The organism is Nitrospira sp. (genome assembly GCA_035968315.1).
GTDB lineage: Bacteria > Nitrospirota > Nitrospiria > Nitrospirales > Nitrospiraceae > Nitrospira_D.
The window spans coordinates 627538-640657 of record JAVYIN010000005.1; the positions used below are offsets into that span (position 1 = coordinate 627538).

12 protein-coding genes are annotated in these 13120 nt (G+C 60.2%); 3 read left to right on the plus strand and 9 right to left on the minus strand.

From position 1 onward, the window contains the following. Positions 1-22: 22 nt before the first annotated feature. The 6 genes from RI101_06545 to RI101_06570 are packed head-to-tail and all read right to left on the minus strand — an operon-like array spanning position 23 to position 5299. Positions 23-652, minus strand: a complete 630-nt coding sequence (locus RI101_06545; GenBank protein MEC4889705.1) for a phosphoribosylanthranilate isomerase — start codon at positions 650-652, stop codon at positions 23-25. Between the two features lie 17 nt (positions 653-669). Further along, the gene (trpC, locus tag RI101_06550; protein MEC4889706.1) at positions 670-1497 is read right to left on the minus strand and encodes an indole-3-glycerol phosphate synthase TrpC; all 828 of its coding nucleotides are present in this window, start codon (positions 1495-1497) and stop codon (positions 670-672) included. Further along, the gene (gene trpD, locus RI101_06555; GenBank protein MEC4889707.1) at positions 1494-2513 is read right to left on the minus strand and encodes an anthranilate phosphoribosyltransferase; all 1020 of its coding nucleotides are present in this window, start codon (positions 2511-2513) and stop codon (positions 1494-1496) included. Before trpD ends, trpC begins: the two co-directional genes overlap by 4 nt. A gap of 23 nt (positions 2514-2536) precedes the next feature. Further along, positions 2537-3100 (minus strand): aminodeoxychorismate/anthranilate synthase component II, encoded by a 564-nt coding sequence (locus RI101_06560; protein MEC4889708.1) that lies wholly within the window; start codon positions 3098-3100, stop codon positions 2537-2539. A gap of 19 nt (positions 3101-3119) precedes the next feature. Next, complete coding sequence (gene trpE, locus RI101_06565) at positions 3120-4616, minus strand: anthranilate synthase component I (protein ID MEC4889709.1); 1497 nt, start codon at positions 4614-4616, stop codon at positions 3120-3122. A 14-nt stretch (positions 4617-4630) separates the two neighbouring features. Further along, a complete protein-coding gene (locus tag RI101_06570) occupies positions 4631-5299 on the minus strand; it encodes a LysM peptidoglycan-binding domain-containing protein (protein MEC4889710.1) in 669 nt (222 codons plus the stop codon). 217 nt (positions 5300-5516) lie between these two features. Here RI101_06570 and RI101_06575 point away from each other — a divergent pair, with 217 nt between their 5' ends. Genes RI101_06575 through ligA form a run of 3 tightly spaced genes read left to right on the plus strand, consistent with a single transcriptional unit; the run spans position 5517 to position 10437 of the window. After that, the gene (locus tag RI101_06575) at positions 5517-6473 is read left to right on the plus strand and encodes an AAA family ATPase (protein ID MEC4889711.1); all 957 of its coding nucleotides are present in this window, start codon (positions 5517-5519) and stop codon (positions 6471-6473) included. Next, the gene (locus RI101_06580) at positions 6474-8399 is read left to right on the plus strand and encodes a hypothetical protein (protein MEC4889712.1); all 1926 of its coding nucleotides are present in this window, start codon (positions 6474-6476) and stop codon (positions 8397-8399) included. After that, positions 8377-10437, plus strand: coding sequence for an NAD-dependent DNA ligase LigA (ligA, locus tag RI101_06585; protein ID MEC4889713.1), 2061 nt, complete (start codon positions 8377-8379; stop codon positions 10435-10437). Before RI101_06580 ends, ligA begins: the two co-directional genes overlap by 23 nt. A gap of 11 nt (positions 10438-10448) precedes the next feature. On the opposite strand, the gene RI101_06590 is transcribed toward ligA, so the two are convergent. The 3 genes from RI101_06590 to RI101_06600 all read right to left on the minus strand — a co-directional run bounded on the left by RI101_06590 (position 10449) and on the right by RI101_06600 (position 13071). After that, positions 10449-11729, minus strand: coding sequence for a hemolysin family protein (locus RI101_06590; protein ID MEC4889714.1), 1281 nt, complete (start codon positions 11727-11729; stop codon positions 10449-10451). A 247-nt stretch (positions 11730-11976) separates the two neighbouring features. Further along, positions 11977-12522 carry a septal ring lytic transglycosylase RlpA family protein gene (locus RI101_06595; GenBank protein ID MEC4889715.1) on the minus strand — a complete coding sequence of 182 codons (546 nt, stop codon included), beginning with the start codon at positions 12520-12522 and terminating at the stop codon, positions 11977-11979. A 138-nt stretch (positions 12523-12660) separates the two neighbouring features. Further along, positions 12661-13071 carry an ACT domain-containing protein gene (locus RI101_06600; GenBank protein MEC4889716.1) on the minus strand — a complete coding sequence of 137 codons (411 nt, stop codon included), beginning with the start codon at positions 13069-13071 and terminating at the stop codon, positions 12661-12663. Between the last annotated feature and the right edge of the window lie 49 nt (positions 13072-13120).

A 13120-nucleotide genomic window follows, 5' to 3' on the forward strand; every position in this document is an offset into this window, starting at 1 on the left:
GCGCCGAGTATAGACGGGACGATCAGACGGACACAAGCTGGGCGGCGCGGATAAATGCCCGGACTTTCGCGTGATCCTTTTTCCCCGGGCTCGCTTCCACCCCGCTGCTGACATCGACGCCGTACGGGCGTACGGACCGGATCGCCTCCGCGACATTGTCCGGGGTCAATCCGCCAGCCAACAGCACGGGCGATGATCGGGCGACCTCCGCCGCAAGGCTCCAGTCCACCGTTTGTCCCGTTCCACCATAGGCCTGATCGGAAAAGGCGTCGATGACGAACCCTCTGACATTCGCCCGCCCATGAAATTCCGCCAGCGCTAAAAAAGATCCCCGGTCCTTGAGCCGGACCGCTTTCATCGCGGGGCGCCCAAGATCCTGGCAGTACGTAGCCGGCTCATCGCCATGCAACTGCGCGAGCCCGAATCCACAATGATCTACCAGGTCACGGACGGCGCTCGCCTCTTCGTTCACAAAGACGCCGACCGGCACGACGAAGGGCGGCAGCCTGGCGATAATCCGTTTGGCCGCCGCGGCATCGACATACCGGGGACTCTTCCGGTACATGATGAAGCCCAGCGCATCGGCTCCCGCCTCGACCGCCACCAGGGCGTCTTCCTCATTCGTGATCCCGCAAATTTTTACCGTGACCATTTATTGTTCCGGATGGGCTAGGCCGGCTGCTTGGCGGCGGTCAGGGTTCCGAGAAGATCGCGCACCTTCTCCGCCGTTTTCTCCGCCTTGATCAAGGATTCCCCGACCAGCATGGCATGGACGCCCGCCTCCACGAGCCGCACGACATGCTCGCGTGTATGAATGCCGCTTTCGCTCACGATGATCTTGTCCGATGGAATCCGCTTGGCGAGCCGAAATGTCACGCCCAAGTCGGTGGAAAACGTCTTCAAGTCGCGATTGTTAATCCCAATCATTCTGGCAGCAGGCACCCATTCCAACACCGTATCGAGTTCCCGCTCGTGATGGGTTTCGAACAGGACATCCATTTTGAGCTCGGTGGCCAGCGCATGGAAATCGATCAGCTGCCGCTTCTCCAATGCCGCGACAATCAACAAGACCGCATCGGCGCCATGCGCGCGGGCCTCATAAAACTGGATGTCGCCCACCATGAATTCCTTGTTGAGCGCGGGCATCGGCACGGCCTTCTTGATCTCGGCAAGATACCGGAGGTCGCCCTGAAAGAATTCCTTATCGGTCAGGACCGAGAGCGCCGACGCGCCATGCTCGTGATAGGTCCGTGCAATGGCGAGATAATCGAATTGGTCGGCGAACTCCGGCCGGAGCAGGCCCAGGCTCGGCGAAGCCTTTTTCACTTCCGCGATCAAGGCCGGACTCTGGGCGGTCTTCGTCGCGTCGAGGGTGACCGCGAATCCAAGCGGCGAAGACAGATCCCGAATGACGGCTTTCAAATCCGCCAGATAGCTACGGCTTTGTTTATGCCGCAACTCCGCCTTTTTATGCTCAAGAATCCGGTCGAGAATCATCCTGCCGCCTTCTGTGTAAATGCCACCAGCCGGTCGAGCTTCTCCGCCGCCGCTCCCGAATCGAGCGACTGTTGCGCGACCCGCACCCCGTCTTTCAAGGTCCTCGCCTTCTGCCCCGCCACGATGGCGGCGGCGGCGTTGAGGACGACGATGTCGCGCTTGGGCCCCTTCTTGCCCTGCAGAATGTCCCGCGTGATGCGGGCATTGTCTTCCGGCCCCCCGCCAACGAGCTCCCGCTTGGGAACCCTGGGCAAGGCAAACTCCTCAGGCGCGACAAAATAATTCGAGACCACGCCGCCTTTGCCTTCCGATACCTTCGTCCGGTCGCAGAGCGTGAGTTCGTCGAGCCCATCCATGCCATGCAGCACAAAACAATGTTGCGACCCCAGCTGCAACAGCACCTTCGCCAGCACCTCGGTCAGCTTCGCGTCATACACGCCCAGCACTTGATGGGTCGCGCCGGCCGGATTGGTCAGCGGCCCCAGCACGTTCAGAAGCGTGCGAATTCCCATCTCTTGTCTCGGCCCGGCGCAATGTTTCATGGCGCCATGGAACAGCGGCGCAAACAAAAACCCGATCCCGACTTCATTCACGCAATCCGCCACGCGGTCCGGAGACAGATCGATCTTGACGCCGAGCGCGCTCAGGACGTCTGCGCTGCCCGATTTGGAGGAAATGGACCGGTTGCCGTGTTTGGCTACCGTGAGCCCCGCTCCGGCTGCCACGAATGCGGCGGTCGTCGAAATATTGAACGTATGGGCGCCGTCGCCGCCCGTGCCGCAGGTATCGACGACGATCGAACTGCCGACACGAATTTTCGTCGCGCGGGCGCGCATGGCGCGGGCCGAGCCGGCGATTTCATCGACGGTTTCGCCTTTCTGCCGAAGGCCCATCAGATAGGCGGCGATCTGGGCAGGCGTCGCCGCCCCCTCCATGATTTCGCCCATGACCTCTTCCGCTTCCTTTTCGGAAAGGTCCGCGCGATCCGCCAATTTGGCCAGGGCATCTTTGATCATAGGAGCCGTACAATCCGCAGAGGCTAGAGTTTCAGGAAATTTCTCAGGAGGTCTTTGCCGGCCTTCGTCAGAATCGATTCGGGATGGAATTGGACCCCTTCCACGCCGAGCGTCCGGTGGCGCATGCCCATGATCTCGCCTTCGGCCGTCTGGGCCGACACTTCGAGACAATCCGGCAGATTGAGCGGGTTCACTAACAGCGAATGGTAGCGTGTCGCCTCAAACGGATTCGGCAGGCCTTGATAGATCGTTTTCCCGTCGTGCGAGATCATGGAGGTCTTGCCGTGCATCAACCGTTGCGCGCGAATCACTTCGCCGCCGAACGCCACCGCCAGCGATTGATGGCCGAGACAAACACCCAGCATCGGAACCCGCCCGGCAAATTGCCGGATCGTCTCGACGGAGACGCCCGCTTCCTTGGGCGTGCAGGGGCCGGGAGAAATCACGATCCGGCTCGGATGCAAATCCTCGATCTGCTGCAGCGAAATCTTGTCGTTCCGGAACACGCGCACATCTTCGCCCAGCTCGCCAAAATACTGCACGAGGTTGTAGGTGAAGGAGTCGTAGTTGTCGATCATTAACAGCATGGCAACCCGTTCACTCTCGTTATTCCAGCCCTCGTTCCGCCAGCTCGATGGCTTTCATCATCGCCCGGGCCTTATTGCAGGTTTCTTCATACTCATGCTCGGGATTCGAATCCGCAACGATGCCCGCTCCGGCTTGAATGAAGGCGCGGCGTTTGGACACGACCACGGTTCGGATGTTGATGCACATATCCATATTGCCGGAAAAGCTGATGTAGCCCACCGCGCCGGCATAGGGGCCGCGCCTGGTCGGCTCCAACTCCTCTATGATCTCCATCGCCCTGATTTTCGGGGCGCCGGAAACGGTCCCCGCCGGGAAGCAGGCCCGCAGCACATCGTACACCGACTTGGATGGAGCCAGCCGGCCGGTGACGTTGGACACGATGTGCATCACATGCGAATAGCGCTCGACATTCATGAGCGACTCGACCTTCACCGTTCCGCTTTCCGCCACACGCCCGACATCGTTCCGCCCCAGGTCCACGAGCATGATGTGTTCGGCCCGCTCTTTGGTATCCGCCAGCAGCCGGCGCTCCAGTTGCTCGTCCTCCTCAACCGTCGCCCCGCGCCGCCTGGTGCCGGCAATGGGACGAACCGACACGAGGCCGTCCTCGCAACGCACGAGAATTTCAGGCGACGATCCGACCAGCTCCACACCCGCGATGCGAAGATAGTACATGTACGGGGATGGATTCACGACCCGCAACGCCCGATAGAGCTGAAAGGGCGGCGCGTGCAGATTGGTTTCCCAGCGTTGCGACAAGACGCATTGAAAAATATCTCCGGCCTTGATGTATTCCTGTGTCCGGCTGACCATTTTTTCAAAGTCCGCCTTGCTCATGTTCGGCGTAAAGGTAATCGGCGTGCGGCGCCGCTTCGGCGCCTTTTGCCGCAACGGTTTCCGCAACCGGGCGATCATGCGCTCGATCCGTGCCGTCGCATCGCGATAGGCCTGGCGAATGCCCCGCTCCGACGCGGATTTCACATGGGCGTTCGCCACGACTTTGATTTTCTGGGCCACGTTGTCGAAAATCAGCAGCGTATCGGTCAGCAGAAAGGCAAATTCCGGCAGATTCAGGCTGTCCTTCCGCCGGAAGGCCAGATCCTCGAACGTCTTGACCATGTCGTAGCCCAGGTAGCCCACCGCCCCACCGACAAAGCGCGGCAGCCCCGGCACCGTCACCGGCCGATAGGCGTCCATGAACTCCCGCAACCGGTCGAGCGGCGCGCCTTTGCAGGCGATGCGGCGGCTCCGTGTTCCCTTCTTGATGACGAGGTCGCCGCGGTCTTCCACCATCACGATCGGCGAGCCGCTGCCGAGGAAGGAATAGCGGGCCCACTTCTCTCCGCCCTGCACACTTTCCAGCAAATAGGCGGACGGGCCATGATCGATCTTCGCGAAGGCGGAGACCGGCGTTTCATGATCGGCCAGAATTTCCCGGTACAACGGAATGAGGTTGCCCTCTTTCGCGTAGCTCCGGAACTCATCCACACTGAGCGAATAGGTCGGCGTCGCCATGGAAGCTTCGTTCGTTACTCGTTTCCAACGATCAGTTTCTGCCCGACTTCAATGATATCGTCCGGCAGCTTGTTCCACTTCTTGAGCTTCTCGATCTCGACGCCATACCGGCGGCTGATGCGGAACAGCGTTTCCCCCGGTTTCACCACATGCACCATGGAGCCGGCCGCCGGAGCGGTTTTCGATGCGGGTTTCGCCGGTTCCGTCAGGTCGAGGAAACCAGAGCCATCCTTCGTCAATTCCTGCATGCTGTGCTCCGCCTCGCGAGGAACGGAGGCCGCGGCCTCCGCCTTCTTCGCTTTGCCGGAGGACTGAGACATTTTCCGCATGTCTTCCATCGCCTTGCGCTCTAAGACCGCGGCTTCGCGGATCGCTTCCGTTTCTTCCTGCAAGCGTCCCATCTGTTCCCGCGCAGACTGCACTTGCGCGGAGAGTTCGCGGTTACGGGCTTCGAATTCGGCCAGCTCCTTCTTCGTCCGTTTGACTTCGCTGTCCAGCTCGACCGTGCGCTTCTCTTCCTGCGCCAACAGCCGCTGGAAATTCAAGCTCCTGGTCTTTTCAGCGTTATATTTCTCCTCCAGCACGACACACCCGTTCAAGAGCAGCGTGGTACAGACTACTGCCAGGCCCATGGCCACCATTCTGGGTCTCAGATCGTCCACTCGCAAACCCTCCCTGTTCATCGTGCGCCTCCTTTGCCGGCCTCCGGCACCCGCCGGATTGACGGCTCACCCAAAATGCACAATGCGCATGGACGCATTGCCAGCCGCCGGGGTTCATTAGAATACGGTCCAACGCCGTGAAAGTCAAAGCGAATTGGCCCCCTCGGGGGTTTGACCCTCCCCTATCGCTATGTTACCGTCCCACCGAACTCGCTTTCTCACAGAGACAGGCTTGCCCATGACGGATCAACGCCCCTTTGCATCCCCGGCCAGAACCATGGTCGTCCAGGGAATCACCCTCCACTTGGCTCAGCCGATGACGTCCCTGCAAGAATGGATCGGGAGCCGGGAGCCGTTGCAGCAGCTGCTGGCCTGCTGGCTGATGGTGGATCCCCGCGATCTGCCGCTCTCGCCCCGCATTACCGGCCCACCAGGGATCGGCAAGACAACCTTGGCCATGTCCGGCGCCAAGGAGCGCAAACAGGATCTCTATGTCTTTCAATGCACCGCCGACACGAGGCCGGAAGATCTGCTGATTACGCCGGTCCTCGCGGAATCCGGCACGATTGCCTACCATGCGTCCCCGCTCGTGACGGCCGTGCTGACGGGCAGCATCTGCGTCCTCGACGAAGGCAACCGGATGAATGAAAAAAGCTGGGCGTCGCTCGCCCCGCTCCTGGATCACCGCCGCTGTGTGGAGTCGATCATCGCCGGCATTCTCATCCAGGCCCACGAGCATTTCCGCTGCTGCGTGACGATGAACGAAGACGCCTCGACCTATGAAGTGCCCGACTATATTCTCTCCCGGCTCCAACCGACCCTGGGCCTGGGCTTTCCCTCGCGGGAGGACGAGCTGGCGATCCTGCGCTACCACCTGCCGTTCGCCGCGAACGAAGTCTTGACCCTCGCCGTCAGCTTCCTCCAGGAAGCCCACCAGCTCAATCTCGAATACTCGATCCGGGACGGGCTGCATCTGATTCAATATGCGATCAAGCGGCTGGCGCAGAATCCCGCCCACCCGGCCGCCATGGACCGGCTCTGGCAGGAAGCCCTCGTGAAAGTGCTGGGGCCGGAATCGCTCAACCTGGAAGAACAGTCGCGGCGAAGAACCCGCGCCCTGGGCGAGCATTCCCTTCCCAAAGGCCTGGGCGACTTCTTTTTTGAAGAAGATGATCCTCTACACCCGGGACGTTGAATGGCTCGCTTCACACCGGATGACGCGCGCGTGCTCAGCCTCTCCCCCAGGATCGACCTGCTGCCGGTGCTGCATGGCAGCGGCGATCTCGCCCAGGAAGTGCGCGAGACGCTGATCGGCAAGCGCTACGATTGCCTGGCGGTGCCGCTCCCGCCCTCGTTCGAGGATTCCGTCGAACAAGCCGTGGCCCTCCTCCCGCAAATCAGCCTGGTCATTCTGCCAGAGCCCGATCACGACGAGCGCTCAACCGTCAATTTCGTTCCCGTCGATCCCTGCCAGGCTGTGATCATGGGCATTCGCGTGGCGATGGGCCAAGGCATTCCTCGCGCCTATATCGATCGCGAGGTCCTCCAGTTTGAACCGACTCCCTTTATCGGCCCCGACCCCTATGCCCTCAAATCCGTGTCGCTCCCCGCGCTGGCGGCGGCCACCATCCCTTCTCTGACGGCCCCTCTCCCCGGCTCGCAACAGGCGCACCGCATTGCCTGGATGGCGTTTCGCCTGCACGAGCTGGAACTCGACCATGCCTCGATTCTCTGCCTCTGCCACATTGCCGATTGGCCCTGGCTGCGAGCCTCCTATCAGGCCCGCGCCCCCTACCAGGCACCGGAACCGCTGCGTGAACGGCCTGCCCGTTGCGCGGTCAACCGGGATTCCCTCTACTTTGTGCTCGGCGAACTGCCCTTTCTGACGGAGCTCTACGAGCGCCGGCGGGCGGAAGTCCGGTCCGATTGGAATCTGGCGATCGACGGCGTGAAAGAATTGCTCATCGAAACGCGGACGCGTTGGATCGAGCAGCATCGTGCCGACGGCGCGTCGATTCCCGATTGGGTCACCCCGCAGATCCTCCAGGCGCTCCTCCAGTACGTACGGAACGTGACCTTGCTGGAACGGCGGCTCACTCCGTCGCTCTATTCACTGGTGCTAGCGGCCAAACAAACAGCCGGGGACGATTTTGCCGTCATGCTGCTGAAGACGGCCAAGGACTACGGCTATCAGGTGGAGCAAGACTGGTCACGGATTGAATCGGTCACCGTCGGCATCGGTCAGATGGAGTTGCCCGGCGGAACATTGGCTCAGGCCAAGAATCGGCTGCAGGGCCCTCCACTGGTCTGGAAATCCCTGTCCTTGCGGCCGAAGCCGGACCGGAGAACCAGCCGCGAATGGTCCTATCTCTGGAATCCGCAGCGCCAATGTTCCTGGCCGCCGGAAGACCAAAAGATCGAGAGCTTCAATACCCATGTCCGGGAACAAGCCCGTGCCCTCATCGGCGCCGACTTGGCCAAGACCGAAAAATTTACCACCTCCATGAAAGACGGACTCGATCTCCGGGAGAGTCTGCGCCGATGGCTGGGCGGTCGGCGCCCGGCGGGCGGCGCCATCGGAACCAGCGCCGCCGCACTGCCGCGCATGGATCTCTATGTGCGGGAGATTCCACCGGCCCGCGGTAATGTAGAAGTGGTCATCTTCCTCTTCGACACGCCCGCTGATCCGCGGACCTACTCCTGGCAAGCCACCTGGTTTGCCGAGCATCAGGAAGAATCGACCTTATGTTTTTACGCCACGCCGTTCGCGAACGACATGGTCGGCCCCGGCATCGGCCAGTCGCGATACGGAGGCGCGCTGTTTCTCTTTCCCCCACGCCCGATCCCCGACATCTGGAGCGATCCCCATCTGGCCTTCGCCACGACACTGGAGGAACGGCTCATCGCGGCCGGCGCGGCCCATACACGCGAGCCTCATATCGCCATCGTCTCGCCGATTCCGCCGCGCGCGCGCTGGCGATGGATCGCCAGTCAATATGGGCGCAGGCTCGTCACCTTGCCGCTCACCAGATTTTCAAGCCAGACGCTCGACCGGCTCCGCCGCTTTCACGTCCTCAATGGCCACGAGATCCGAAGCTATGCCGCACGATTTATTCGATAATCTGCCAGCAGATCCGCCGCCATCCGGAGGCGCCAGTTCTTCTGCCAAGACACGCATCGACTGGCTGCGGCAGGAAATCCGCCGCCATGACTATCTGTACTACGTCAAAGACCGTCCGGAAATTTCCGACGGCGAATATGACCGCTTGTTCCGTGAACTCAGCGAATTGGAATCCGCCCATCCTGACCTGGTGACTGGCGATTCCCCGACCCAGCGGGTCGGGGCGCCGCCGCTCGATGAACTGGGCAAAGTCCGGCATGAGCGGCCGATGCTCAGCCTCGACTCCATCGTCGATCTAGCCGACGTCCTGGCCTTCGATCAACGGATGAAACGGGAGCTGGAAAAGGAACAGGTGGAGTATACCGTCGAACCGAAGTTCGACGGTCTTTCCGTCGAGCTGGTCTACGAACAAGGCCGGTTGGTCCGCGGCTCCACAAGGGGCGACGGAACCATGGGTGAGGACGTGACGGTCAACCTCCGGACGATCCGCTCCCTTCCCCTGCATCTGCGCCAGGACTCCTCTCCCCCGGCCCACCTGGCGGTGCGCGGCGAAGTCTACATGAAGCTCGACGATTTCCACGCGCTCAACCGGACGATCACGGAACGGGGAGAAGAGGCCTTTGCCAATCCGCGCAACGCGGCAGCCGGGTCCCTGCGGCAGCTCGACTCACACATCACCGCGACTCGCCCGTTAGTGATTACCTGTTATGAAGCCATGGCGCTGTCCAATGAACCGCCGGACTCTCACTGGGATGAACTTGAGGCCTTAGCCGATTGGGGGCTTCCCATTCCCAGCCATCGACGCCGTTGCCAGACCATCGAGGAGGTCATCGCCTTCCATCGTGAAACAGAGCAGCTGCGCGACGGCCTTCCCTATGAAATCGACGGTCTGGTGGTGAAAGTGAATCGCCGGAGCTGGCAGGAACAGCTGGGCTTCAAGTCCCGCAGCCCCCGCTGGGCGATCGCCTTCAAATTCGCTCCACGCAAAGAAATCACCGTGGTGCAAGATATCGTCGTCTCGGTCGGCCGCACCGGCACACTCACTCCGGTGGCGCTCTTGCGGCCGGTCGAGGTCGGAGGCGTCACGATCAGCCGGGCGACGCTGCACAATGCCGATGAGGTCGCGCGGAAAGACATCCGTGTGGGCGACACGGTCAAGGTGGAACGGGCCGGCGATGTCATCCCGGCCATTGCCGAGCGCATCCCCGTTCCCGGCGAATCCCGTTCCACTCCGTTTGCAATGCCGGATCATTGTCCGGTGTGCGGATCGGCCGTGGGACGAGAAGGAGCCTATTACTATTGCACCGGGCAAGCCGGATGCGTCGCGCAATTGAAAGGCGCGATCGAACATTTCGCCTCCAAACAGGCGCTCAATATCGAGGGGCTGGGGAAAAAGACCGTGGCCCAGCTTGTGGACCAGGGGCTGGTCGGCAATCTGGCCGATCTCTATCGCCTGACCAGAGATCAACTCCTGCCGCTCGAAGGATTTGCGGAGAAATCGACCACGCTGCTGCTGGAGGCCATTCAACAGAGCAAAACCGTGCCGCTCGATCGTTTCTTAATGGGACTGGGGATCAGGCAGGTCGGCCAGCATATCGCCAAAGTCTTGGCGAAAGAATTCGGCACCCTCGATGCAATTATGGATGCCGATGATGCGCGCTTGCAGAGCGTCAAAGAAGTCGGACCGGAAATTTCCTCCAGCCTGGTCTCCTACTTTCGGGAAGACTCGAATCGCCGCGTCATCGACCAGCTCCGGTCGCTCGGCCTGGTCATCGAAGAACGGCCGGTGAGCCCTTCCACAGGCCCTCTCCCGCTGGCGGGAAACACGTTCGTCTTTACGGGAGGTCTCGATGGCTACAGCCGCGATGACGCCAAGCGTCTGGTTGAAGAGCGCGGCGGAACCGTCACATCCAGCGTGAGCAAACAGACCTCGTATGTGGTCGTCGGCCACGATCCGGGATCGAAACTCGATCAAGCCAGAAAGCTGGGCGTTGCAGTCCTCACGGAGCGGGAATTTGCCGACCTGATCAACCGATAGGCTGGATAGGATTAGCTGACAGGATTGAGTGCGGGCGGTTCGACAGACACCGGGGTTTTCTCTTCCTTATAGATGTTCACGCTGCGAATCGACCGCGGGTCTGCCTCGTGCACCACCATGCGGCAATGGCCGATGTGCAGTTCTTCTCCGGCTTTAGGAATGCGGCCCAGCTCGCCTTGAATGAGCCCGCCGATGGTCAAGGCTTCATCCCCCAGATCGACCTTGAAGAAATCGTTGACCTTCCGCACCTCGGTCCTGCCGTGAACGAGGATCTGATTCTTGCCGATGCGCTTGATGAGCTCTTCGGTAATGTCGGTTTCATCGACGATTTCACCGACCACTTCCTCCAGGAGATCCTCCAGCGTCACCAATCCCATGACCCCGCCAAACTCGTTCACGACAATGCCCATATGCCGCTTTTCCTGCTGAAACTGTTTCATCAGGTCATCGGCCGTCTTGCCCGCCGGCACGAAGAGGGCGGGATGCGCGATATCTTTCAGTTTGACGTCCGTCCGTCCCTTGGCCAATTCCGTGAGCGCCTTGGTCTTGTACAGAATCCCGGTAATGTTGTCGAGCGTCCCGTCATAGACAGGAATGCGGGAGTACTTCGAGTTATAGAGCAGCTCCTGCGCTTCTTTGAGCTGTAAATTCCCGTCCAATGAGAAGACATAGATGCGCGGCGTCATGGCGTCTTCGGCCGTAATATCCTTGAGCTGAAACACATTCTTGATCATCTTCACTTCTTCGGATTCGATCTGGCCCACCCGGCCGCCCTCATCCAGCATGATCTTGAGTTCTTCCTCGGTGACCAGCGGAAGGGTCAAACCTTTGCCTCCGGTCAGCTTATGGATCAGCGGGACCATCACAAACAACAGAGGTTTCAGCATGAGCTGCACGCCATACACAGGATAGGCCATGTTCAGCGTGACCGGCACGGCAAATTTGGCCGCCAAGGTCTTGGGAATCACGTCCACCGATACCAGGAGAACGAAGGTCAGCACCCCCACCGTCACGGCAATGGCTTCGTCAAACGAGGTCTTTCCCCCGTACGCATTCAAGGTGATGAAGGTTGCAAACATAGGGATAGCCGTTCCCACGAGCCGGTCGCCGACCAGGATGGTGGACAACAGCTTCTGGGGATCGCTCCTGAGCGCAAGAGCCATTTCTGCCCGTTTATCGCCGTTCTTGGCAATGGCCCGGAGACGGGTTTCGTTGACCGCAAAGAATCCGATCTCAGCCGTTGAAATAACAGCAGATAATCCGATCAATCCTAAGAGGATGAGGATATCCATGGCGGCCTTTGATTAGAAACGGCGAGCCACAATGGCTCGTCCAGATAGATAAGGAGTCTGACTAGGCCTCATGGCCCCCATCATCCCCATAAAGATGCGATCAATGGCGATAGACCATGTAGCGGGAATCGATCTCATTGAGGACAAGATGTATCACAGGTCCATGACCAGGGCAAGCTATTCGCAAAAAGAGGCAGTAAAATCAAATGGTTCCACATTCGTCGATCAATGCAACGGGACAGAAGCGTCACCCGTCGTCCCGCACTACAAACGACTGCACATTATAATGAGCATCCACAGAATTCGAGGCCGCCTGGGCTTGGGATTCGGTTAAAAACTGTCCCACCTGCACCCGATAGCGCCGCCCCTCTGGCAAATCGACCTGGGTAATCCGCCCTCCCGGATACTGGGATTTGAGGCGATCAAACAGCCCCCGCGCATTCTGCAGATCAGCAAAGGATCCGACTTGAATCCGCAACACCCCCATCCCTTCAGGCCGTTCGACATAGCTCACCACGCGCAGCTCGATCTGATCGGTCCCGTTTCCGATCATCCCAATCGCCTGCGCCCCGGCTAAGGAAAGGTCCAGCACCCTCCCCTTCGCAAATGGACCGCGATCGTTAATGCGAACGGTGACTTGCCGATTCGAGGTCAAGGAGCGTACGACGGCCACGGACCCGAGGGGCAGCGTCCGATGCGCGGCCGTCAGTTTATGCATGTCGTAGCGCTCGCCGTTGGCCGTCTTGTTTCCGTCGAATCCTGGCCCATACCAGGAGGCAGTCCCTCGTTCCACAAATCCGATAGGATAGCCTGGAAATCGTTCGACGGGAGGCGCTTGGGTGCGGCAAGAGGACAGGAGGGAACAGAGCGCACAAAGGAGCAGCCACCGGACAGCGAAAGGCCGCTCACTGGGCTGGAAGGCCCTCATCGATCAAAACTCGTCGAGTGACTCATCGCGCAAGACCGCCAGCGCTTTGGCCGTATTGGAGACCGTCAAAACCACGATCGCGCGTTTTCCCTCCCGTGAGGGGGTACAGTAGCCGCACTTGATGTTGATGCGGTTTTTCATGAGCAGATCGGCCACATCCATCAAGGCGCCCGGTTTGTTTTCAAGGCTGAGAATCAGAGCCGTCTCTTCGCCAAACCTGATCTTGGCCGCTTTAAGCGCCGCCTTGGCGCCATCGACATCGGCGACCAGCAACCGAAGCTTTCCCGTTCCGGTCACCTCGGGAGCCGAGAAGGCTTTGATATTGACGCCGGCTTCGCCCAAGACAGACGCGACCCTGGCGATGACGCCGGGCTTGCTCTGACCGCTAATGACCAATTGTGTAGTCGTCGGCATACGTATTACTCCATTCCACCTTCCCGCTCTTCCCCCTGCGGCTTCTTCA